The 21610-nt window shown below is 62.9% G+C and carries 22 protein-coding genes; 18 read left to right on the top strand and 4 right to left on the bottom strand.

Annotated features, from left to right (window positions below; genetic code table 11):
• Positions 1–174 precede the first annotated feature (174 nt).
• The gene (locus ABVV53_RS06425) at positions 175–1650 is read right to left on the bottom strand and encodes a hypothetical protein (protein ID WP_353983568.1); all 1476 of its coding nucleotides are present in this window, start codon (positions 1648–1650) and stop codon (positions 175–177) included.
• Between the two features lie 50 nt (positions 1651–1700).
• On the bottom strand, positions 1701–2945 hold the full coding sequence (locus tag ABVV53_RS06420; RefSeq protein WP_353983567.1) for a TIGR04063 family PEP-CTERM/XrtA system glycosyltransferase: 1245 nt from the start codon (positions 2943–2945) through the stop codon (positions 1701–1703).
• A 65-nt stretch (positions 2946–3010) separates the two neighbouring features.
• Between ABVV53_RS06420 and ABVV53_RS06415 the strand changes: the two genes are divergently transcribed.
• The 12 genes from ABVV53_RS06415 (at position 3011) to ABVV53_RS06360 (ending at position 15064) form a co-directional block, all read left to right on the top strand.
• A complete protein-coding gene (locus ABVV53_RS06415) occupies positions 3011–3172 on the top strand; it encodes a hypothetical protein (protein WP_353983566.1) in 162 nt (53 codons plus the stop codon).
• Positions 3169–4539 (top strand): DUF5935 domain-containing protein, encoded by a 1371-nt coding sequence (locus ABVV53_RS06410; RefSeq protein ID WP_353983565.1) that lies wholly within the window; start codon positions 3169–3171, stop codon positions 4537–4539. Before ABVV53_RS06415 ends, ABVV53_RS06410 begins: the two co-directional genes overlap by 4 nt.
• A gap of 160 nt (positions 4540–4699) precedes the next feature.
• Positions 4700–5395 (top strand): response regulator transcription factor CtrA, encoded by a 696-nt coding sequence (gene ctrA, locus ABVV53_RS06405; RefSeq protein ID WP_353983564.1) that lies wholly within the window; start codon positions 4700–4702, stop codon positions 5393–5395.
• A gap of 263 nt (positions 5396–5658) precedes the next feature.
• On the top strand, positions 5659–5862 hold the full coding sequence (gene rpmI / locus ABVV53_RS06400; RefSeq protein WP_007012839.1) for a 50S ribosomal protein L35: 204 nt from the start codon (positions 5659–5661) through the stop codon (positions 5860–5862).
• Between the two features lie 13 nt (positions 5863–5875).
• The gene (gene rplT, locus ABVV53_RS06395; protein WP_353983563.1) at positions 5876–6235 is read left to right on the top strand and encodes a 50S ribosomal protein L20; all 360 of its coding nucleotides are present in this window, start codon (positions 5876–5878) and stop codon (positions 6233–6235) included.
• 142 nt (positions 6236–6377) lie between these two features.
• Positions 6378–7460 carry a phenylalanine--tRNA ligase subunit alpha gene (gene pheS, locus ABVV53_RS06390; RefSeq protein WP_353983562.1) on the top strand — a complete coding sequence of 361 codons (1083 nt, stop codon included), beginning with the start codon at positions 6378–6380 and terminating at the stop codon, positions 7458–7460.
• A gap of 16 nt (positions 7461–7476) precedes the next feature.
• Entirely contained in the window at positions 7477–9885 is a 2409-nt protein-coding gene (gene pheT / locus ABVV53_RS06385) for a phenylalanine--tRNA ligase subunit beta (protein WP_353983561.1), read from the top strand.
• Positions 9886–9896: 11 nt separating this feature from the next.
• Positions 9897–10784 carry an aldose 1-epimerase family protein gene (locus ABVV53_RS06380; RefSeq protein WP_353983560.1) on the top strand — a complete coding sequence of 296 codons (888 nt, stop codon included), beginning with the start codon at positions 9897–9899 and terminating at the stop codon, positions 10782–10784.
• 87 nt (positions 10785–10871) lie between these two features.
• On the top strand, positions 10872–12401 hold the full coding sequence (locus tag ABVV53_RS06375; RefSeq protein ID WP_353983559.1) for a peptide chain release factor 3: 1530 nt from the start codon (positions 10872–10874) through the stop codon (positions 12399–12401).
• A 99-nt stretch (positions 12402–12500) separates the two neighbouring features.
• Positions 12501–13205, top strand: coding sequence for an endonuclease/exonuclease/phosphatase family protein (locus ABVV53_RS06370; protein WP_353983558.1), 705 nt, complete (start codon positions 12501–12503; stop codon positions 13203–13205).
• A gap of 148 nt (positions 13206–13353) precedes the next feature.
• Positions 13354–13692, top strand: coding sequence for a P-II family nitrogen regulator (locus ABVV53_RS06365; RefSeq protein ID WP_353983557.1), 339 nt, complete (start codon positions 13354–13356; stop codon positions 13690–13692).
• 13 nt (positions 13693–13705) lie between these two features.
• A complete protein-coding gene (locus ABVV53_RS06360) occupies positions 13706–15064 on the top strand; it encodes an ammonium transporter (RefSeq protein ID WP_353983556.1) in 1359 nt (452 codons plus the stop codon).
• A gap of 144 nt (positions 15065–15208) precedes the next feature.
• Here the strand turns inward: ABVV53_RS06360 and ABVV53_RS06355 are convergent, their stop codons facing one another.
• Positions 15209–15640 (bottom strand): protein tyrosine phosphatase family protein, encoded by a 432-nt coding sequence (locus tag ABVV53_RS06355; RefSeq protein WP_353983555.1) that lies wholly within the window; start codon positions 15638–15640, stop codon positions 15209–15211.
• A gap of 251 nt (positions 15641–15891) precedes the next feature.
• On the opposite strand from ABVV53_RS06355, the gene ABVV53_RS06350 reads away from it, so the two are divergent.
• From ABVV53_RS06350 to queC, 6 genes are all read left to right on the top strand, one after another.
• Complete coding sequence (locus tag ABVV53_RS06350) at positions 15892–16662, top strand: cold-shock protein (protein ID WP_353983554.1); 771 nt, start codon at positions 15892–15894, stop codon at positions 16660–16662.
• A 136-nt stretch (positions 16663–16798) separates the two neighbouring features.
• Positions 16799–17989: an aspartate aminotransferase family protein gene (locus tag ABVV53_RS06345; protein WP_353983553.1), complete on the top strand. Its 1191-nt coding sequence runs from the start codon at positions 16799–16801 to the stop codon at positions 17987–17989.
• Entirely contained in the window at positions 17986–18915 is a 930-nt protein-coding gene (argF, locus tag ABVV53_RS06340; protein WP_353983552.1) for an ornithine carbamoyltransferase, read from the top strand. Before ABVV53_RS06345 ends, argF begins: the two co-directional genes overlap by 4 nt.
• Complete coding sequence (hslO, locus tag ABVV53_RS06335; protein WP_353983551.1) at positions 18894–19823, top strand: Hsp33 family molecular chaperone HslO; 930 nt, start codon at positions 18894–18896, stop codon at positions 19821–19823. The genes argF and hslO overlap by 22 nt, the downstream gene beginning before the upstream one ends.
• Positions 19824–19953: 130 nt before the next feature.
• On the top strand, positions 19954–20367 hold the full coding sequence (locus ABVV53_RS06330) for a DUF3617 domain-containing protein (RefSeq protein WP_353983550.1): 414 nt from the start codon (positions 19954–19956) through the stop codon (positions 20365–20367).
• A 57-nt stretch (positions 20368–20424) separates the two neighbouring features.
• Positions 20425–21120 (top strand): 7-cyano-7-deazaguanine synthase QueC, encoded by a 696-nt coding sequence (gene queC / locus ABVV53_RS06325; RefSeq protein ID WP_353983549.1) that lies wholly within the window; start codon positions 20425–20427, stop codon positions 21118–21120.
• A 122-nt stretch (positions 21121–21242) separates the two neighbouring features.
• Here the strand turns inward: queC and ABVV53_RS06320 are convergent.
• Positions 21243–21610 (bottom strand): OmpA family protein (locus ABVV53_RS06320; RefSeq protein WP_353983548.1); only part of this gene is annotated, 368 nt, incomplete at its 5' end.

The raw sequence follows: 21610 nt of genomic DNA, 5'->3' as shown, positions 1-21610 counted from the left end.
ATGAACGCGAATCGCACGGTGCGATACGCGGCAAGTCGGTCCGAGAGTTCCCCATGACAATTGCGGGTAATATTTGCAACCAAGAAGCCCTCTTTACGCGCATGATCCGCAAAGAAGGGTAGGTAGGATAAGCGTTTTCTTGCCCAAAGGGCAGCGGGAGCTGGCGGGCGAGTTTCAGGCGGCTCCGCTCATCCGCTGCAGCTTGGCAAGAGCGTCCTGCAAGGCGCGCTCCGTCTCGTCTGGCTCTTGGTTCAATGCGCGAGGGGCGTCAAAGGAGCGCGGTGCAGCTGCAGCTGGATGTAGAGGGCTTCTGCTTTCAGGCACGCATGTGACCTGATGTGCGGGGAACATCACTACCGGCTCGGGCGTCTCGGTGCCATCGAGGCCCTCGCTCTGCACGAGCGGACGGGCAACCATACGCATGGAGAGGTCGAGCAGCGAGGAATAGCCGCCGCCTGGGCGCTGATCCACGTTCTCGTCGTCCTCTTCCTCTGCCGCATCGAACCCGAACGGAGCGGCGGCATAAGGAGCAGCGGCTGCAAGCCGCGCATAGACTGCGCGACGCCGTTCCAGCGCAAGCGCAAGGCGTTCGAGCAGTTCCAGGTGGGATAGTTCCTCAAGGGGCGCCGAGGCGATGCGCTCCGCTGCGGTGCTAGGAGTGGCCAGACGAAAGTCGTTGGACGATTGCGTAGTGGGATCCGTGCCCCCGTCGTCGAAGCGTGCCAGATTGCTTTCGTCGTGCATTGCCGCTGCTCGCCGCGCTTTGTCCACGTGAGTATCCGGCTCCGGGGTCACCCTCGTTGAATCCACATCTGGCGCATCCTGGACCAAAGAGGCGAAGCCCGGCGCCGGCGTGCTGTCCTCGGCGGTATTGGTCTGCAGGTCCGGACGCACTCTCTTGGCGCCGGCATATGCATCGAACAAGCGGTTGCGCTTGGCCTCCGATTGCTTCGCTTTGGAGGCATCATCTGCCCCGGGGAATTGAAGCGGTCCGTGGCCGGACGCAGAAGTATGGGCCGATTCGCCACCGGCGACGACGTCCTCTGGTTCCAGGAGTCGTGACACACCGGATTCCGACCGTCGGAAGGGAGACGCCCACACGTCCTCGTCGCCGTCGAATTCCAGTTCGGGACCAAGGTCGGCCACATTGAGGACTTGCGGACCGGCGCGCAGCGGAGCGTTGCCCCCGACTTCCCCATCTTTGGTGTCGGGTGCGAGCTGCCGCTGAAGGACTTTGTGCGAGGGAAGCAGGTCCTCGGTCTCCTGTTTGCCCTCGACGCTCGACCGTGAGCCGAACGAAGTGACCGGGCTTCCGGGCTCCGCTTCGGCTACAGCCCGGCGGCGGCGGGCGCCCGCTGCGGGGCGGCGGGTCCCAAATACGCGAGCCATTAATGCACCGATGAGGCAGCCCAGAGTGGTCATCAGGAGTGCCAGCAGGATGCGCGTGGTCGTGCCGAGCGGCGGGGCGGCCATCGGGATGAAGCGGTCAATCGTGGTCAGGTGAACGAGCCGCTCGATCAGGGTGGGGTGAATAGCCAGGCTGACCAGCCCGAACAGGGCTCCGAACCAAAGCACGACAACGGCGGGAAATAGCGGATGGCTTGTGATCGGCTGGCGGGCTGCCGGTTTCCTGCGCGTATTGTCGGCCAAGATCTCACCCCAATTTAAGCGTCACGCCCGCAGGCAGCGATGCAAAAGAATCATGCGGCTGCCCCCAGCCTCGATTGCGTTAAAAGGCCTAAGAGGGTTTGGTAAACAAGTTCATAACGGCTTGCATTGCACGCCCAGTCATGGCTGTTCTGGACGTGTAAACGCCCGGCTTCGCGCAGCGCGGGCCACTGCTCGCGGTGCGTGAGAAGAGAGGAAAGGGCGCCTGCGCATGCCTGCGGATCGTCGGGTGTGAACAGTTTTCCGGTGACGCCGTCCCGTATCAGCTCGCGGTGGCCACCCACGTCCGAAGCACACACAAGCTTGCCTTGCGCCATCGACTCCAGAGGTTTTAGGGGGGTGACGAGGTCGGTGAGCCGGCTGTGCTTGCGCGGATAAGCAAGAATGTCGGTGAGGGCATAATAGCGCTCCACGTGATCGTGCGGCACACGGCCCGCGAAACGAATTGCATCGCGGGCTCGCGAGGCCTGAGCCTGCCGCCGAAGCGCGTCTTCGCAAGGGCCGCCGCCAACCAGCAAGAGCTTTGCTGCCGGATGGTAGCGTACGAGCAGCTCCATTGCCTGGATCAGAACGTCGAGGCCTTCATAATCGTAAAAGCTGCCGATGAACCCGATTACCGGTTGGAGCTCTCCTCCTGCGCCCAGCAGGTTCAACTCGCGCGCCAGCGTGAGATCGGGTGGAGGTGGTGCGCCGAACAGCGAGAGGTCAACGCCGTTGGGAACGACAGTGATCTTCTCTGGCGCCGTGCCGCGGGCGATCAGATCGCCGCGCATTCCCTCACAGATCGTGACGACGGCGTCAGCTTGCGCAACCACGTGATTCTCGAGCTGGCGGGTAAGCCGGTACCGCAAGGAGCCTGCTTTGGTGGCACCATTACCTACCGCCGCATCTTCCCAGAAAGCGCGAATTTCGTACACCAGCGGAATACGATGACGCCGCGCCACTCGAAGCGCTGCCTGCCCGCACAAGGCCGGCGAGTGCGCGTGGAGTACGTCAGGCTGCCAGTCGGTTACGACTTTCTCGATTGCGTCCGCAAATATGCCGATCTCGCGCCACTCGCGTAGGCCGCTCGGCCCCGCCGCCTGGCCGGTTGTGCGATGAAACAGCAGGCCATCCGCCTCCTCGGCTGCCAGACCGCGCTGGGTATGCCGCAGGCCGGTGATCCCCCGTACATCCATGCCGAGCTTTTGCTGTGCCTTGAGGATGGCGCGCGTGCGGAAGGTGTAGCCGCTGTGCATCGGCAGCGAGTGGTCGAGGACATGCAGGGCCCGTATCATGTGCCTTTCTTAGGCGCGTAAGGCTTAACGCGGCGTCAACTCGGCTGCGGTAGCAGCTGCAAGAGATGATCGACATCTTCGCCCTGTCTGTCGCGCATGGCCTGCTGGTGCTGGCTGCGATCCGCTTGTTCGGGCGGGACGAGCTCAACCAGGAGGGGGAGCCGCGACGGCCGTTCGGGGCGCGGCGCAGGCCGCCGCTCGACAGCAATCCGGGCGAGCGCCCATGATCGACCTGTGCCTGACCGCGTTCCTGGGCTTTTATCTCGCTCTTGGGTGCAAGCGGCCGTTCTTATGGGTGCTGGCCTATCTCTACGTCGACATCGTTGCGCCGCAGCTCATCTCGTGGGGCATCCTGTCCCACATTCCGACGTCGCTGATCTTCTTCGCGGCAGCATTCACGGGCTGGCTGTTCTTCGACGACAAAAGCGACTCGCGCTTTACCCTACGGCAGGGGCTGTTGCTGCTTTTGCTGCTTTACTGCGGCTACACGACGATGACGGCTGACTTCCCGGAGGCCGCAGCAGAGAAATGGGGCTGGGTCTGGAAAGCGCTGGTGTTCGCCGTGTTCCTCCCTCTGACGCTGCGAACCCGATTGAGGATCGAAGCGGTGGTTCTTGTCATGGTATTGTCCGCCAGCGCGATCATCATCGATGGCGCCGTGAAGACGCTGGCGGGCGGCGGCGGCTATGGCACGCTGCGCTTCTTCGTCGACAACAACACCGGGCTTTATGAAGGCTCGATCATCAGCTGCGTCGCAATCGCGATCATACCGCTGATCCTCTGGCTTGCCCGGCACGGCACGATCTTTCCTCCTGACTGGCGCGTGTGGAGCTTTGCGGGGGCGCTGATCTTTGCCTGCGCACTCATCCCAGTTGGCACGCAGGCCCGTACCGGCCTCGTCTGCCTCATGGTGTTGGCTTTGTTGATGCTGCGCACCGCCAAGCGGCGCCTGCTGATCGTCAGTTTGATGGCAGGCGCCGCCCTGGTGGCCGTCCCGTTCCTGCCCGATTCGTACACGGCGCGGATGAGCACGATCGAAAACAACAAGTCCGACCAATCCGCCAGCACAAGGCTCGCCGTTTGGAACTGGACGCTCGGCTATGTGCGCGAGCACCCCTTCGGCGGCGGCTTCGACGTGTATCTTGCCAACAACCTGAAGATCGAGACGGTGCAAGCCGAGACGGCGGGCAGTACGACCATTGTCAGCAAGCAGGTCATTCAGGACGGCAGCCGCGCGTTCCACTCCAGCTACTTCGAAATGCTGGGCGAACAAGGCGTGCCCGGCTTGTTGCTGTGGCTCACCATCCAGTTTCTGGGTCTTGCCCAGATGGAGGTGCTGCGGCGGCGCTGGCGTAAGTGTACGGGTGCTGACGAACAGTGGCAGGCGCCCCTTGCGGCGGCGCTTCAGCTTGCGCAGATCGTCTATCTGGTCGGCTCGATCTTTGTCGGCATCGCCTTCCAGCCGTTCATCCTTATGGTGATCGGTGTTCAGTGCGGGGTCTGGAGCTACTTGCGCCGAACCGAGCCGAAGTTGGCCCGCAGATTTGCCGGTGCCCGCCGTGTACCGGAACGGCCGAGTCTCGCTGCAGGCTAAAAGGAGCCTCGAGCCTCGCATCGAATCGCGTAGGTGCCGCAGGTAAGGATTTACGGCGGATTAACCTTTAAAGTTCATAGGACCTATGGTTAATTCGCGGCAGCATCCGATCAGCGACTCATCGGGCCGTGATCCTTCGGGGCAGTGAAAGGATAATCTGATGCGAGTGTTGTTGATCGAGGACGAGCCAACCACCGCGAGAGCCATCGAGCTCATGCTGACGGCCGAAGGGTTCAACGTCTACTCTACCGACCTTGGCGAAGAAGGCCTCGATCTAGGCAAGCTGTACGACTACGATATTATCCTCCTCGACCTGAACCTCCCCGATATGCATGGTTATGACGTGCTTAAGAAGCTGCGCGTGGCAAAGGTGCAGACTCCGGTGCTGATTCTCTCCGGTATTTCCGAAATGGATAGCAAGGTCCGCAGCTTCGGCTTCGGCGCTGACGATTACGTCACCAAGCCGTTCCACCGTGAAGAGCTGATCGCGCGCATCCACGCCGTTGTGCGCCGCTCCAAGGGCCATTCGCAGTCAGTCATCAAGACCGGCAAGCTTATCGTCAACCTCGACGCGAAGACGGTCGAGGTCGACAGCGCCCGTGTGCACCTCACCGGCAAGGAATACGCGATGCTCGAGCTGCTCTCGCTGCGCAAGGGCACGACGCTGACCAAGGAAATGTTCCTGAACCACCTTTACGGCGGCATGGACGAACCTGAGCTCAAGATCATCGACGTGTTCATCTGCAAGCTGCGCAAGAAGCTCGCGCATGCCTGCGGTGGAGCTAACTACATCGAGACCGTCTGGGGCCGCGGCTATGTGCTGCGCGATCCCGACGATCAGGCGGAAGCTGCCTGACACTCGAACTTCACGTAAATCGGTTGCGGGTAACGTGAGCGGCTCGTCCAATTAAGACGGCGGGCCGCTTTCGTTTGTTTGAAGTTCAGTGCGGCTAAAGCTCGCTCGATCCGCACTCGATCCTTGCGTTTCCCCCCAGTTGTCGCTAAGCGCGCGCCCTTCAATCGGCACGGTTGGATCTTCCACAAAGAGATTCGCGCGCTGGCCTGGCTAACTAGGGCTGCCATGGCCGGTCGAACGTGTCCCCGACCAAGGAGACGAAAATGCCCAAGCTCAAGACCAAGAGCGGCGTGAAGAAGCGCTTCAAGCTCACTGCCACCGGCAAGGTGAAGCACGGCGTTGCCGGCAAGCGCCACCGCCTGATCAGCCATAACGGCAAGTACATCCGCCAGAATCGCGGCACCGAAGTCATTTCCGACGCCGATGCCAAGACGATCAAGAAGTGGGCGCCCTACGGGCTGAACTGAGGAGCGCTAGCACATGAGCCGTATCAAGAGGGGTGTAACCACCCGCGCCAAGCACAAGCGGATTCTGGACCAGGCCAAGGGCTACCGGGGTCGTCGCAAGAACACCATCCGCGTCGCGCGTCAGGCCGTCGAAAAGGCCGGCCAGTACGCGTACCGCGACCGCAAGGTTAAGAAGCGGACCTTCCGTGCGCTGTGGATCCAGCGCATCAACGCTGCCGTCCGCAACGAAGGCCTGACCTACTCGCAGTTCATCCACGGCGTGAAGCTCGCCGGGATCGAACTCGACCGCAAGACCATGGCGGACCTCGCCATGAACGAAGGCGGCGTGTTCAGCGCGGTGATCGCTCAGGCCAAGGCCGCGCTTCCCGCGTAAGCGCGCACTGCAGCGAAACACAGGAAAGGGCGCGGGCGGCGATAGCTTCCCGCGCCCTTTCTCTTTTTCCCTCACCATTTGCGATTCGGCCGCACCGGGCTAAGGACCGCGGCTCGCGACAGAACCAATCAGGCGGATGACAGTGGACCACGCAGCAACCGGGCAGGACGCGCTTACGCGGATCGCCGCAGCAGATGACCTCGACACTCTCGAGAGCTTGCGTGTGGCGTTCCTTGGCAAGCAAGGCAGCATCTCCAGCCTGCTCAAGACGCTCGGTTCTATGAGCCCGGACGAGCGCAAGGTGGAAGGCCCGGAGATCCACGCCTTGCGCGAGAGTGTTACGGAAGCGCTCGCCACCCGCAAGGCCGCGCTGGAGAATGCTGCGCTCGAAAAGCAACTTGCGTCCGAAACCATCGACCTGACTCTTCCTGCGCCGGAGGCCCCGCGCGGCACCGTCCACCCGATCTCGCAAGTCATGGACGAACTCGCCGAAGTCTTCGCCGATCTCGGGTTCGCTGTCGCGACCGGACCCGAGATCGAGGACGACTGGCACAACTTCACCGCCCTCAACATGCCCGAGAGCCATCCGGCGCGCGCGATGCATGACACATTCTATTTCCCCGATCGCGACGAGCAGGGCCGCGAAATGCTGCTGCGCACGCACACGTCGCCCGTGCAGATCCGCGCCATGCTGGAGCGCGGGGCGCCCTTGCGCGTCATCGCGCCGGGCCGCGTCTACCGCTCCGACAGCGACGCCACTCACACGCCGATGTTCCACCAGATCGAGGGCCTCGTCATCGACAAGGGCATCCACCTCGGTCACCTGAAGTGGACGCTGGAGACCTTCCTCAAGGCCTATTTCGAGCGTGACGACATCGTCCTGCGCCTGCGTCCCAGCTACTTCCCCTTCACCGAGCCTTCGGTGGAAGTCGATGTTGGCTACACGCTCGTGAACGGCAAGCGCGTGGTCGGCGGCTCCGAAGGCTGGATGGAAGTGCTGGGCAGCGGCATGGTCAACCGCAAGGTGATCGAGGCCGCTGGGCTCGATCCAGACGAATGGCAGGGCTTCGCCTTTGGCACCGGCGTCGATCGCCTCGCCATGCTGAAGTACGGCATCGATGACTTGCGCGCCTTCTTCGATGGCGATGTGCGCTGGCTCTCACACTACGGCTTCTCCGCGCTCGACGTGCCGACTTTGTCGGCCGGCGTCGGCACCGCGGCTTGATCAGGAGCGAACAGACATGAAATTTCCGCTCTCCTGGCTGCGCAAGTACCTCGACACGCAAGCGACCGTTGAAGAAATCAGCGATGCGCTGAACGCCATCGGCATCGAAGTCGAAGGCATAGAGGATCCGTCCGCAAAGCTTGCCGGCTTCCGCGTGGCGAAGGTGCTGACGGCTGCCCGCCATCCTGACGCCGACAAGCTGCAGGTCCTCAGCGTTGACACGGGTGAGGGTGAGCCGCTGCAAGTGGTGTGCGGTGCGCCGAATGCGCGCGCAGGCCTCGTCGGCGTGCTCGGACTGCCGGGCGCGACGGTGCCGGCAAACGGGCTGGTGCTGAAGAAGTCCGCGATCCGCGGTGTCGAATCGAACGGCATGATGTGCTCGACTCGCGAGCTGGAGCTGGGCGAGGATCACGACGGCATCATCGAACTGCCCGAAGATGCTCCGGTGGGCACCGCCTTTGCCGATTACCGAGGATCGGACCCGGTGATCGAGGTGGCGATCACGCCGAACCGCCCGGACTGCATGGGCATCTACGGCATCGCTCGCGACCTGGCAGCCAAGGGCACTGGCACGCTGATCCCGCTTTCGGACGTCGCCATTGCGGAGAGCTTCCCGTGTCCGGTCGAGATCCGAACCGAGGACCCTGATGGCTGCCCGGCATTCTACGGCCGTGTCATTCGGGGCGTGAAGAACGGGCCCTCGCCGCAGTGGCTGCAAGAGGCGCTGAATGCGGCAGGTCAGCGGCCGATCTCGGCGCTTGTCGATGCCACGAACTACGTGATGCTCTCGTATGGACGCCCCGCGCACGCCTATGACCTTGCTCGGTTGACCGGCGCAGTCGTCGCTCGCCGTGCGCGCGACGGTGAGCAGGTGACGGCGCTTAACGGCAAGACCTACACGCTCGACCCGGAAATGACTGTCATCGCGGATGAAGCAGGCGTCCACGACATCGCGGGCATCATGGGCGGTGAGCATTCCGGCTGCCAGGACGACACGACCGACGTCCTGCTCGAGATCGCCTACTTCGACCCAGAGCGGATTGCCCGCACCGGCCGCAAGCTCAACCTGACTTCAGACGCCCGCAGCCGCTTCGAGCGCGGCATTGATCCGGGCTTCCTCGACATGGGCCTGGCGCACCTCACGGGCATGATCCAGCACTTGTGCGGCGGCGAGGCCTCGGAAGCAGTCCGCGCGGGCGCAGCGCCTTCCATGCCCAGAACCGTGCACTTCGAGCCCTCCTTGACCGAGCGACTGGGCGGTGTGGCCATTCCCCATGCGCGGCAGCAGAGCATCCTCGAGAGCCTCGGCTTCAAGATCGTGGCGAACGAGGTTAATTTCGAGAGCGCCTGGGCCATCACGGTTCCCGGTTGGCGCCCCGACATCGACGGCGCCCCGGATATCGTCGAGGAAGTGGTGCGCATTCACGGGCTGGATGCGGTGGAGAGCGTTTACTTGCCGCGTGCGGAAGGTGTGGCGCTGCCGACCGCCACGCCTGCGCAGAAGCTGGAGCGCCGCGTCCGCCGCGCCGCAGCCGCGCGTGGTCTGAACGAGGCGGTGACCTGGTCATTCCTGCCGGTGGCCGAGGCTGAAGCCTTTGAGGACGGCCCGCTCTGGACCCTAGCCAATCCCATCAGCGAGGACATGAAGGCGATGCGCCCCTCGCTGCTGCCGGGCCTCCTCTCGGCGGTGCGGCGCAACCTCGATCGCGGCGCCAAGAGCCTGCGCCTGTTCGAAGTCGGGCGCCGCTACTTGCGTGGCAAGGCCGGTGCCAGCGATGAGCGCCTGACGCTGGGTGTCGTGCTTGCGGGTGAGAAGGTGCTGCGCGGCTGGTCCTCCGGCAAGGCGGTCAGCTTCGATGCCTACGACGCCAAGGCCGAGGCGATGGCGCTGCTCGCGGAAGCCGGAGCACCGGTGGACAAGCTGCAGGTCATGGGAGAGGCCGGGCCTCAGTTCCATCCCGGCCAGTCCGCCACCTTGCGGCTGGGCCCCAAGACGGTGCTGGCGCGCTTCGGAATGTTGCATCCTGCGACCGCGAAGCAGTTCGATATCGAAGGCCCTGTCGCGATGGTCGAATTGTTCCTGGACGCGATTCCGCCGCGCAAGGCTGCCGCTGGGTTCGCCCGGAGCTCTTATGCGCCGCCAGCTTTGCAGGCAGTGATGCGCGACTTTGCCTTCCTGGTGCCGACGACCGTCCCCGCGGGCGACCTCGTGCGCACCGTACAGGGCGCGGACAAGGTGAACATTGTCGCGGCTCGCGTCTTCGACGATTTCCGGGGTGCGGGTGTACCGGAGGGGCAGAAGTCGCTGGCCGTCGAGGTCACGCTGCAGCCCGGCGAGAAGAGCTATGGCGAGGCGGAGCTGAAGACGATTGCCGATAAGGTGACCGCTGCCGCCGCCAAGCTGGGCGCGACGCTGCGCGGGTAGGGAGGGCTGCCATGGCCGAACTCGTTTCTCTTGCATCCGATGTCCTGAGCGCGCGCATCAATCCGCTCGGAGCCGAGCTCTGGTCGCTCACCGACCGGCAAGGCCGCGAGTACATGACCAATGCCGACCCGGAGTTCTGGACCGGTCATGCGCCGCTGCTGTTTCCCATCGTCGGCATGCTGAAGGACGGGCGCTATCGGCTTGGTGAGAACAGCTACGCGCTGCCCAAGCATGGTTTCGCCCGACACTCGCGCTTTGATGTGGTGGCGAGCGGACCGGACTTCGTGCAGTTCCAATTGACGGACGATGCCGAAACGCGTGCGTCCTACCCCTTCAGCTTCGTTCTCGACGTGACGTTTCGCTTAGAGGCGTCGACGCTGCATGTGGAAGCGCAAGTGAGCAACACGGGCGACGAGCCGCTGCCGTTCAGCTTCGGCTACCACCCCGCTTTCGCCTGGCCCTTGCCCGGCAGTGGCGCCAAGGAGGATCACCGCGTGATCTTCGAGGCGGCCGAGCCGCAGCCGATCCGCCGTATCGATCCCGAAACCGGCTTACTGCTGGCTGACACATTCCCGTCGCCTGTTGAAGGGAGCCAGCTTGCACCTGACGCCGCACTGTTTGAACCGGACGCGCTGATCTGGGATCAGCTTGCCAGCCGTTCGGTCCGCTTTGAGGCGCCCGCGTCCGCCTCGATCACGGTCACCTTTCCAGACACTCCCATGCTGGGAATCTGGCAGAAGCCGGGTGCCGCGTTTCTGTGCATCGAGCCGTGGCAAGGCATCGCCGATCCTGTCGGCTTCGAGTGCGACTTCCGCGACAAACCTGGCGTGATCTCCCTTGCGCGCGGCGAAGCGCGCACGTTCCGAATGGACGTGACCGTCAGCCAACCGGCATCATGACGATGGCGGCTGTCATCAGGTAGCCTTCATCGCTCCGGCCTAACTGCTGACGTTGCGGGAGAGGCGCCGCGCTCGTATGGCGCGCTTATGAGTTCCCACGATAGCCGGCGTACGTTCGCCATCATCTCGCACCCTGACGCGGGCAAGACGACCCTCACCGAGAAGCTGCTGCTGCAAGGCGGCGCGATCCATCTCGCCGGCCAAGTAAAGGCCCGCGGCGCAGCGCGGCGCGCCCGGTCCGACTGGATGAAGATCGAGCAGCAGCGCGGCATTTCCGTCACCAGCTCGGTCATGACGTTCGAGCGCGAGGGTATTACCTTCAACTTGCTCGATACCCCGGGTCACGAGGACTTCTCGGAAGACACCTACCGCACGCTCACCGCCGTCGACTCGGCCATCATGGTGATCGACGCTGCAAAGGGTATCGAGCCGCAGACCCGCAAGCTGTTCGAAGTCTGCCGCTTGCGTTCGGTACCGATCATCACCTTCATCAACAAGGTCGATCGCGAGGGCCGCGCCTGCTTCGACCTGATGGACGAGGTGGCGGACATGCTGGCGCTCGATGTATGCCCGATGTCATGGCCAGTCGGCATGGGCGGCGTGTTCGAGGGCATCTACGATATCGCGACCGGGAAGGTCAGCCGCCCGGAAGGGCCGAGCCGCGAGTTCCTCGGCAAAGTAGACGAGGACGTGACTCTGCCGGTCGAAGTCGCCGACGAAATGGAACTGGCGCAGGGCGGCTATCCTGAGTTCAATCTCGAGGACTACCGGGCCGGCAACCTGACGCCGGTCTACTTTGGCTCCGCACTCAAGAACTTTGGCGTTGCCGAACTGATCGATGCCATCTCCCGCTACGCGCCGCCGCCCCGGCCGCAGCCGAGTGAGCAGGGCACGATCGAGCCAGGTCACGACGAGGTCACCGGCTTCATCTTCAAGGTGCAGGCCAACATGGATCCGCAGCACCGCGACCGCATCGCGTTCATGCGGCTGGTCTCGGGCACGTTCAAGCGTGGCATGAAGCTGACGCCCTCCGGACTGGGCAAGCCGATCGCGGTGCACTCGCCGATCCTCTTCTTCGCGCAGGATCGCGAAATTGCCGACATTGCCGAGCCCGGCGATATCATCGGCATCCCCAATCACGGCACCTTGCGGGTTGGAGATACGCTTTCCGAGAAGAACGACGTGCGCTTTACCGGGCTGCCCAACTTCGCGCCCGAAATCCTGCGCCGCGTAGCCTTGAAGGACCCGACGAAGACCAAGCAGCTTCGCAAGGCGCTCGACGATCTGTCCGAAGAGGGCGTGATCCAGGTGTTCTACCCGGAGATCGGCTCGCAATGGATCGTCGGCGTGGTCGGCCAGCTGCAGCTGGAAGTGCTGATTTCGCGCTTGGAGGCCGAGTACAAGGTTGAGGCCATGCTCGAGCCCGCCCCATTCGACACGGCGCGTTGGCTGAAAGGTCCCGAACAGGCCCTCCGGTCATTTGGCGACTTCAACAAGATGAACCTGGCGCGTGACCGTGATGGCGATCCGGTGTTCATGGCCCGCTCGGCCTGGGACGTGAACTACCAGCAGGAGCGGAACCCCGAGCTTGCTTTCAGCGCCACCAAGGAGCGTTGAGGGAACCGGGAAGGGAGCTGAGGACTTACGTAACCCGTTGGTCTTGCGAGTGCATTCTCGCTTCCTCACCCATGTCCCTCAAATAGCCAGCGGCTGACCGTGCAGATTACTTTCGCCAGCTACAACATCCGTAAGGCCGTCGGGCTGGATCGCCGTCGGGACTCCGACCGCATCCTGTCGATCCTGCGCGAGATGAATGCAGACGTGGTGGCGCTGCAGGAAGTCGACCGCCGTTACGGCCGGCGGATGAGCGTGCTGCCGCTCGAAGCGATTCACGAGCACACGGGGTATCGGCCGGTCCCGTTGTCGATGAAACCCGATAGCCTGGGCTGGCACGGCAACGCGCTGCTGGTGCGACGTGACTTCGAGCTGGTCGAGGCGGCTCCGGTCCCGCTCCCGGTGCTTGAGCCGCGCGGTGCGATCCGGGCAGATTTGCGGATCGAGGGGCATCTGCTGCGGGTCATCGGAATGCATCTAGATCTGTCAGGTCTGCGCCGGCGTCATCAGGTGAGATCGGTCCTCTCGCACGTGGCAGCCTGCTCTGACCCAATGCCCACGGTGCTGATGGGTGACATGAACGAGTGGGCGCTTCACGGCGGCTGCTTCCGCGAGTTCGATGGGAGCTGGCAAGTGTTGGCGCCGGGCCGGAGCTTTCCGTCGCGCCGGCCGGTTGCCGCGCTCGATCGGATCATCGTGTCGCGTGAATGCCAAGTGCTGGGAACCGGAGTACACCGTAGCGCTTTGTCCGCTGTAGGCTCCGACCATCTTCCGGTATTCGCCAATCTGGATCTGCCTAAAAAATAAGCAACCTGCTCGCTAATCGGGCGAGGCGCGCTGAGCCCGCACGCTGCGGTGCAGCAGCAGCTGCTGTTTTCCTGACCGAACATCATTTGGCACGCCTCTTGCTTCTGTGAGGCTACCGGCATGTCGCCGGGGCTAACAGGGGATAGGCATGAAGTTCATCATCGCCATCATCAAGCCGTTCAAGCTCGACGAGGTCAGGGAAGCCCTGGGCGCTATCGGCGTGGCCGGCATGACCGTGTCCGAGGTGAAGGGCTTCGGGCGGCAGAAGGGGCAGACTGAGATCTACCGGGGCGCCGAGTACTCGACCAACATGCTTCCCAAGGTGAAGATCGAGGTCGCGGCCTCGGACGATATGGCCGCCAAGATCGTCGAGACGATCCAGCAGGTCGCCAGCACCGAAGCGATCGGCGACGGCAAGGTCTTCGTTCTCGATCTCGCATCTGCCGTGCGCATCCGCACCGGCGAGTCCGGCGATACCGCGCTTTGAGGGGGTACTCATGATGAACCGCAAGCTTATCTGCGGCGGCGGCACTCTTGCCGCGTCGCTCTTTGCCGCTCTGCCGGCTTGGGCGCAGGAGGCTGTTGAAGCCGCCTCGCCGATTGCCGCCGCTACCACCGAAACGGTGGCTGTCGCTGTGCCGAACCCGGGCAACAATGCCTGGATGATGACTTGCACCCTGCTGGTCCTCCTGATGATCCTTCCGGGGCTGGCACTGTTCTACGGCGGTCTGACCCGCTCGAAGAACATGCTGTCGACCATGACCCAGATCGGCAGCGTCACAGCTCTCGCCATGCTCATGTGGGTAATGTTCGGCTACGGCCTCGCTTTCGGTCCCGAAGGCAACCAGTTCATCAGCTGGGGCAAATTCTTCCTGGCTGGTGTGACGCCGGAATCCACTGCGGCGACGTTCACTGATGAAGTGATCTCGGAATACATCTTTATCGCATTCCAGATGACGTTCTCGGCCATCACCATCGCGCTGGTTCTCGGATCGGTCGTGGAGCGCATGAAGTTTTCGGCGGTGATGGTATTTGCGATCGTTTGGCTGCTGATAGTCTACTATCCGATTGCGCACATGGTCTGGGAAGCGCGCGGCGTGTTCTTTGCGATGGGTGCGCTCGACTTTGCCGGCGGTACTGTTGTCCACATCAATGCGGGCGTATCGGCTCTGGTTGCGGCAATAATCCTCGGCAAGCGGCGTGGCTTCCCGCATGAGGCCATGCCTCCGCACTCCCTGACGCTCACGATGGTCGGCACCGGCCTGCTGTGGGTGGGCTGGTTCGGCTTCAACGCCGGCTCGGCGCTTGAGGCGAACGGCTCTGCTGCGCTCGCGATGATGAACACGTTCGTCGCAACTGCTGCAGGCGCGCTCTTCTGGATGCTCGCTGAGCGTCTGGGCGGCCACAAGGGTTCGGCACTCGGCTGGTGCTCGGGCGTCATCGCCGGCCTGGTCGCGGTCACTCCGGCGGCGGGTAACTCGGGTCCGTTCGGCGCCATCATTCTGGGTGCCGTTGCTTCGGTCATCTGCTTCTTCTGTGTCTCGAAGCTCAAGCCCGCGTTCGGCTACGACGACTCGCTGGACGCTTTCGGCATCCACGGCGTAGGCGGCATCGTTGGCGCCATTGGCACCGCCATCGTCTGCGCTCCGTCCCTGGGTGGGCCAGGAGCAGAGGACTTCTCGATCGGCGGCCAGCTCGTGACTCAGGTCCTGGCGGTTGTTGCCACCATAGTCCTGTCGGTCGTCGGCACCGTCATTGCCATGTTCATCGCCAAGGCTGTCACCGGTCTGCGGGTCACTCCCGAGGTGGAGCACGACGGTCTCGACATCGGCGAACACGGCGAGCGCGCCTACAACTAACAATATTGAGATTGGCGGGAGCGAGTACTTCTTTCCTCTCCTCCTATTCGCCCCGCCCTCCGTTGTTCCTCCTGCGAACATAACCTTAAAGGGCCGGAGCCGCTGCTCCGGCCCTCCTTTCGTCCGCACGCGAAGAAACTTGGCTCAGCCGCGTTCGGAGGCGAGCATATCCATCACCTGACGGACCGCCGACACGTCATATCCCGCGGCCGCCGCTTGTTCGGCCAAGCGCGCCGGGTCCTCACCCGCTTTGGCGCGAGCCAAGGCCCATAACAGCGTGGAACGAGTGCCCGAGCGGCAGTACGCCAAGACGGGTCCGGTTGCCCGGTCGAGCGCGTCCGCCATGGCTGCCACCTGGTTCTGAGCGAAGCCGGCGTGCGACACAGGGATAGCTACGTATTCTATGCCCACGGCATTGGCGGCCGCAGCGATGTCCGATCCCGGAACCTGATCGTCGCTCTCGCCCTCGGGCCGATTGTTGACGATCAAGGTAATGCCAAGTTCCCGTGCTTTGGCGACGGCGGCGATGTCGATCTGAGGACTGGCGTAGACGCTGTCGGTAAGTTGGCGAAACATGGCTGTACTCGCTCCTGAGAAACGCCCCGGGCGGGGCCTGGCGGCTTGCCTCTAGCACAGACGTGCCGAAATCCGACACGTTTGGGCGATAGACCGCGTATTTGTATTCGCCAATTCGCCAGAATTCGTATAAGACTCGGAACTGCAGGAAAGGGCTGTGTGGAATGCCAGTCATTGCCTGACGCCCGGCGCGATTCGTCCAAGCGGCCGGGCAAGTGCTTATGGGGCGGAGCGAAGGTGCGTTCGTAGAGATGGGTTTTGACAGAGGACGTCGCGGTAGGGGTCGCGACAAGCGCGATCGGTTCGGCGGCGAGGAAGATTTCGATCCGTTCTTTGCAGGTCAGGATCGTGGCGGCGGCGGCGGCGGTGACCGCTTCGGCGGCGGCGGCGGTGATCGCTTCGGTGGCGGTGGCGGCTTCGGTGGCGGCGGCGCACCTCGCAGCGGCGGTTTCGGCGGCGGCGCACCCCGAAGTGGCGGTTTCGGCGGCGGCGCACCTCGCAGCGGCGGCTTTGGCGGCGGTGGCGGGATGCCCGCTCAGGTTGTCGGCCAGGGCAAGGGTGTGGTCAAATTCTTCAACGCGGCGAAGGGCTTCGGCTTCATTCAGCGCGAAGAAGGTGGCGATGACGTGTTCGTCCACATCAGCTCGGTAGAACGCGCCGGCCTTGAGGGCCTTGCCGAAGGTCAGCAGCTCGAATTCCAGCTGGTTGATCGCGGCGGTAAGGTTTCGGCGACGGACCTGCAGGTCGTCGGCGACGTAATCGCAGTGGAAAAGCGCGAGCCGGCTCCGCAGCGTCAGCTGACGGGTGATCGCGCTACCGGTACGGTCAAGTTCTTCAATTCGATGAAGGGCTTCGGCTTCATCACTCGTGACGATGGCCAGCCAGACGCGTTCGTGCACATCAGCGCGGTAGAGCGCTCGGGGATGTCAGGCCTCAATGAGGGTGACCAGCTCGAGTTTGACATCGAAGTGGATCGACGAGGCAAGTACTCGGCGGTCAACCTCGTTCCGCGCCAGGGTTGATACTGCCGGCACTGCCTTCGGTTGTTTGACCGAGGGGCTGCGACAGTCTAAATGCGCGCAAATGGCGGTCCGGTAGGGCCGCCATTTGTCGTTTGCCATTCCCGATGAACCTCGATCTTTTCCAGGAACAACGACCATGTCGATCACGCCGCTGATGCCTGTGTACCCTCGGTGCGACGTTCGCCCCGTGCGCGGAGACCATTGCCACCTGATCAGCGAAGACGGTCGTCGTTTTCTCGACTTCGCGAGCGGCATCGCGGTCAACGCCCTCGGCCACTCGCATGAGGGGCTGATCGCCGCAATTCAGAAGCAGGCTGCGACGCTGATGCATGTGTCGAACCTTTATGGCAGTCCTCAGGGCGAGCGGGTGGCACAGCGCTTGGTGGACCGAACGTTCGCCGACACGGTGTTCTTCACCAATTCGGGCGCCGAAGCGGTAGAGTGTGCCATTAAAACGGCCCGCGCCTATCACCAGCATGCCGGCAATGCCGAGCGGTACGAACTCATCACTTTCAACAACGCCTTCCATGGCCGTACCCTGGCCACGATCAGCGCCTCCAGCCAGGACAAGATGCACAAGGGGTTCTTGCCCTTGTTGCCTGGCTTTAGCTACGTCGAGTTCAATGATCTGAATGCCGCCAAGGCCGCTGTTGGGCCGCACACGGCAGGCTTCCTCGTCGAGCCTATCCAAGGTGAGGGCGGTATTCGCGTCGCTGATGAGGCTTTCCTGAAGGGGCTGCGTGCGCTTTGCGACGAGCAGGACCTCATGCTGGTCCTTGATGAAGTGCAAAGCGGTGTCGGTCGCGCCGGCACGTTCTATGCCTACGAACAGTATGGCATCGAGCCAGACATTCTGGCTACGGCAAAGGCTATCGGCGGCGGGTTCCCGCTTGGAGCATGCCTGGCTACCGAAAAGGCGGCGCGAGGAATGGTGTTCGGCACTCACGGCTCCACCTATGGTGGCAATCCGCTGGCGATGGCCGCGGCTGATGCCGTTCTCGACGTGATCGCCGACGATGCGTTTCTCGCCGATGTCCGCGCGAAGGGCGATCGGCTGCGGGCGCGCATTGAGCAGTTCCTTGGCAACTACCCCGGTCTCTTTGAGCTTGTTCGTGGGCGTGGCTTGTTCATCGGCATAAAGATGAAGGTCGAGCCCCGCGGCTTCGTTGCGCATATGCGCGACAACCACGGTCTGCTGACAGTCTCCGCGGGCGACAACGTTGTTCGCGTGCTGCCGCCGCTCGTCATCGACGACAGTCACATGGATGAGTTCATGGAGAAGCTGTCTGCAGCGGCCGCGACTTACCAGCCGGCAGAAGCAGCATGACCGTGCGGCACTTCCTCGGCCTAGCCGATGCGGGTGGCGAGGCGATTGCCGCGATGATCGCGGATGCGCTCGACAGAAAGGCTGCCCGTCGCAGCTGGCCCAAAGGGCAGGCCGATGCCGATGCGCCGTTGGCGGGCCGCGTGCTCGCCATGATCTTTGAGAAGAACTCAACCCGCACGCGAGTTTCCTTCGATATGGCGATGCGCCAGCTCGGAGGCAGTGCACTGATCATGGAGTCGGGCAGCACCCAGCTCGGACGTGGTGAGACCGTCGCCGATACCGCCTGCGTGCTGAGCCGGATGGTGGATGCGATCATGATCCGCACAGACGACCACGCGAAGATCGAGGAACTGGCGCACTACGCGCAAGTGCCAGTCATCAACGGTCTCACGGACTTGTCACACCCCTGTCAGATCCTGGCTGATCTGCTGACGGTGATCGAGCGCGGGTTTGCTCTTCCGGGGTTGCAGGTCGCCTGGCTCGGCGACGGCAACAACGTCGCCAACTCGCTGATCGAGGCCGCCGGGCTGATGAAGTTCACTGTCCGCGTCGGCGGGCCTGCAAACTACGAGCCGAATGCTGGGATCACCGCTGCGGCGAAGGAGGCGGGCGGCTCCGTCATCCTCACACGCGATGCGAAAGAAGCAGTGCGCGGCGCGCAGGTCGTCGTCACCGACACTTGGGTGTCGATGGGCCAGGCAGGCGGCGAAGCGCACCTCCAGGCGATGCAGCCGTACCAGGTCGATGCGGAGTTGATGGCGCTCGCCGCACCGGGCGCCGTCTTCCTTCACTGCCTTCCGGCGCACCGCGGCGAGGAAGTCACTGCCGAGGTCATCGACGGGCCGCAATCTGCCATCTGGGACGAGGCGGAAAATCGCATTCACGCGCAGAAGTCGATACTGCGATGGGCTATGGGACAGTTGTGAGCGCAGATAACCCCGCGGTTCGTTCGGAGCGCACCGGTTTCGACCGCGTGCTGGGCTTCACTATCCCTGACCGGCACGCGCGCGGGCGAATAGTGCGTCTGGGACCGGCGCTGGAGACGGTGCTGTCTGCCCATAATTATCCCCCAGCGATCAAGCACTTGCTGGCCGAAGCGCTAATGCTCACAGCGTTGATGGGATCCTTGCTGAAGGAAGAAGACAGCCAACTTACGCTACAGGCACAGGCGCAAGGCGGTCCGGTGGACCTGCTGGTGTGCGATTACTTGCGGGGTGAACTGCGCGGCTATGTCAGCCATGATCCCGAAATGGCCAAGGCGGCGTCAACGAGTTCACGGCTGGAGAGCCTTTTTGGCGAAGGCTATCTAGCCATTACTTTCGACCTCGGTGCGAGCGGTGAGCGCTACCAGGGCGTCGTGGCGCTGGAAGGTAACTCTCTAACGCAAACGTGCGAGGCATACTTTGCGCGATCGGAGCAGGTGCCTACGCTGCTGCGAGTAGCGGTGCGTACCGAAGGAACACATTGCATCGCAGGCGGCTTGCTCGTGCAGCACTTTCCCGAAGGCGAAGAAGGGCGTGAACGCCTGCACGTGAAGGACGAGCATCCCGAGTGGGAGCACGTCGCGATCATGGCGGGAAGTACTCGCCACGAAGAGCTCGTCGACCCGGAGCTTTCGCTGGAGGGTCTGCTCATCCGTCTGTTTCACGAAGAGCGGGAAGTGCGGGTGGAGCCGCTTGCTCCTCTTTCACGCGGCTGCCGGTGCAGCGTCGAATATTACCAGTCTCTTCTCTCGCGGTTTCCTGAAGAGCAGAGGGCGGATATGCGGGACGAGGACGGGACCATCCCTGTTGATTGTGCGTTTTGCTCAAAGGTCATCCCTGTCCGCGTCTGAGCGGACGCGAAGCAATTTTGCAGTTCAGCGACGTCAGTGCATCTTTGGACGAGTGTGGAAGGCGGACCATACGCGCCCGTGCGATCCGGTGCTCTAGCCCGCATCAGGTCACCCGAAGGATCGTTCAGCGATGAAATTCCGTTTTCTACTGACATGTACAGGTATCGCCGCGAGCATGATGGTGGCCGGTTCAGCTGCCATGGTGGCACAGGCGCAGTCGCTCACTTTGCTTAACCGATTCCAAGCAGGGCAGTGGGAAATGCGCAGTCGCGGCGAGCCGGTGGAGCTGCAGCGGATTTGCGTCCGCGACGCCCGGAGGTTCATCCAGATGCGGCACCCCGGACAGAATTGCACGCACACCGTCATCGAAGACAAGATGGATGAAGTGACGGTGCAGTATACCTGCCGGGGCAGCGGTTATGGCAGGACCCACATTCGACGTGAGTCTGACGGACTTTGGCAGATCGACAGCCAAGGGATCGCCAAGGGACTGCCCTTCACCTTTGATGCCGAGGTCCGGCGCCTAGGGGATTGCTCTCACTGAGTTTGGACACGTCCGCCGTGCCTTTCCTCTGACTGGCGCACACCTTACAGCGGACTTATGACAAACAACCAAGACAATCCTCGGCGCGCTGCTGTGGTCCTGCTTTCCGGCGGCCTCGATTCGATGGTGGCCGCTGCGCTTGCTCGTGAAGCCGGCTATGCAGTTCATGCGCTTACAATCGACTACAACCAGCGCCATCGGTGCGAGATAGATGCTGCGCGGAGAATTGCAGCGCGGCTGCATGCTGTCCGGCACATCATCCTGCCATTGGATCTGCGGCAGTTCGGTGGCTCTGCTCTTACGGACGAGATCGCTGTGCCCAAAGAGGGACCGGGAGCAGATATCCCGGTCACTTATGTGCCGGCTCGGAACCTCGTATTTCTCTCCCTGACGCTGGCTTGGGCTGAAGCCTTGGGCGCGCGAGATATATTTATCGGCGTGAACGCACTGGATTATTCAGGCTACCCGGATTGTCGTCCTGAGTTCATCGCGGGCTTTCAGGGCCTTGCGGAGCTTGCCACCAAAGCAGGTGATGAGGGCAAGCCGTTTGCGATCCAGGCTCCTCTTCAGTTCATGAGCAAGGCGCAGATAGCGGCCGAGGCGGAGCGCCTTGGTCTCGACCCAGCTTTAAGCTGGTCTTGCTACGATCCCACGGATGAAGGGCTGGCTTGCGGACTTTGTGACAGCTGCAGACTTCGCAAGGCGGGGTTTGCAGAAGCAGGCGTTATCGACCGTACCGCTTACGCCGCATAACGAGAACGGCTGCCACCACACGCCCGTCGGTCTCGAAAGCTCGCACGGCTTGGGCAGACGCCGCAAAAAAGAAAAGGGGCCGGATTGCTCCGGCCCCTAATCCACTACCGTTGCCGGTTCGCTTACATGCCCGAACCTGGACCGTAAGTGATCTCAACACGGCGGTTCTGCAGTTCGCGAACGCCATCCGCGGTCGGAACGCGCGGGTTGTTTTCGCCGAACGCTTCGCTCGAGATCGTGGCACCGGGGATGCCGCGGCTCGTGAGGTAAGCGCGAACCGAGTCATTACGGCGAGCCGAAAGACCAAGGTTGTACTGCGCCGAACCCGAACGGTCGGTGTAGCCGGCCAGCATGATCGGCACGCTCGCGCAATTGCCGTAAGCGCTGACAGCGCTATCAAGGATCGTAGCTGCCTCGGGCGTGATTTCCGACTTATCCCAGTCGAAGAACACGATGTACGGACCCTTGTTGCAAACCGGAGCCGGCGGGG

It is taken from the genome of Novosphingobium kalidii (genome assembly GCF_040534015.1).
Taxonomy (GTDB): domain Bacteria; phylum Pseudomonadota; class Alphaproteobacteria; order Sphingomonadales; family Sphingomonadaceae; genus Novosphingobium; species Novosphingobium kalidii.
The sequence above is the reverse complement of the archived record's forward strand: the minus strand, read 5'-3'. Positions and strand labels throughout refer to the sequence as shown.

What these genes read in the sequence shown, in the direction of transcription:
- ABVV53_RS06420 (WP_353983567.1), bottom strand. Translation starts at nt 2,945, where the DNA reads ATGATACGGGCCCTGCATGTCCTCGACCACTCGCTGCCGATGCACAGC.
- ABVV53_RS06415 (WP_353983566.1), top strand. Translation starts at nt 3,011, where the DNA reads ATGATCGACATCTTCGCCCTGTCTGTCGCGCATGGCCTGCTGGTGCTG.
- ABVV53_RS06410 (WP_353983565.1), top strand. Translation starts at nt 3,169, where the DNA reads ATGATCGACCTGTGCCTGACCGCGTTCCTGGGCTTTTATCTCGCTCTT.
- ctrA (WP_353983564.1), top strand. Translation starts at nt 4,700, where the DNA reads ATGCGAGTGTTGTTGATCGAGGACGAGCCAACCACCGCGAGAGCCATC.
- rpmI (WP_007012839.1), top strand. Translation starts at nt 5,659, where the DNA reads ATGCCCAAGCTCAAGACCAAGAGCGGCGTGAAGAAGCGCTTCAAGCTC.
- rplT (WP_353983563.1), top strand. Translation starts at nt 5,876, where the DNA reads ATGAGCCGTATCAAGAGGGGTGTAACCACCCGCGCCAAGCACAAGCGG.
- pheT (WP_353983561.1), top strand. Translation starts at nt 7,477, where the DNA reads ATGAAATTTCCGCTCTCCTGGCTGCGCAAGTACCTCGACACGCAAGCG.
- ABVV53_RS06380 (WP_353983560.1), top strand. Translation starts at nt 9,897, where the DNA reads ATGGCCGAACTCGTTTCTCTTGCATCCGATGTCCTGAGCGCGCGCATC.
- ABVV53_RS06375 (WP_353983559.1), top strand. Translation starts at nt 10,872, where the DNA reads ATGAGTTCCCACGATAGCCGGCGTACGTTCGCCATCATCTCGCACCCT.
- ABVV53_RS06365 (WP_353983557.1), top strand. Translation starts at nt 13,354, where the DNA reads ATGAAGTTCATCATCGCCATCATCAAGCCGTTCAAGCTCGACGAGGTC.
- ABVV53_RS06360 (WP_353983556.1), top strand. Translation starts at nt 13,706, where the DNA reads ATGAACCGCAAGCTTATCTGCGGCGGCGGCACTCTTGCCGCGTCGCTC.
- ABVV53_RS06355 (WP_353983555.1), bottom strand. Translation starts at nt 15,640, where the DNA reads ATGTTTCGCCAACTTACCGACAGCGTCTACGCCAGTCCTCAGATCGAC.
- ABVV53_RS06350 (WP_353983554.1), top strand. Translation starts at nt 15,892, where the DNA reads ATGGGTTTTGACAGAGGACGTCGCGGTAGGGGTCGCGACAAGCGCGAT.
- ABVV53_RS06345 (WP_353983553.1), top strand. Translation starts at nt 16,799, where the DNA reads ATGTCGATCACGCCGCTGATGCCTGTGTACCCTCGGTGCGACGTTCGC.
- argF (WP_353983552.1), top strand. Translation starts at nt 17,986, where the DNA reads ATGACCGTGCGGCACTTCCTCGGCCTAGCCGATGCGGGTGGCGAGGCG.
- hslO (WP_353983551.1), top strand. Translation starts at nt 18,894, where the DNA reads ATGGGCTATGGGACAGTTGTGAGCGCAGATAACCCCGCGGTTCGTTCG.
- ABVV53_RS06330 (WP_353983550.1), top strand. Translation starts at nt 19,954, where the DNA reads ATGAAATTCCGTTTTCTACTGACATGTACAGGTATCGCCGCGAGCATG.
- queC (WP_353983549.1), top strand. Translation starts at nt 20,425, where the DNA reads ATGACAAACAACCAAGACAATCCTCGGCGCGCTGCTGTGGTCCTGCTT.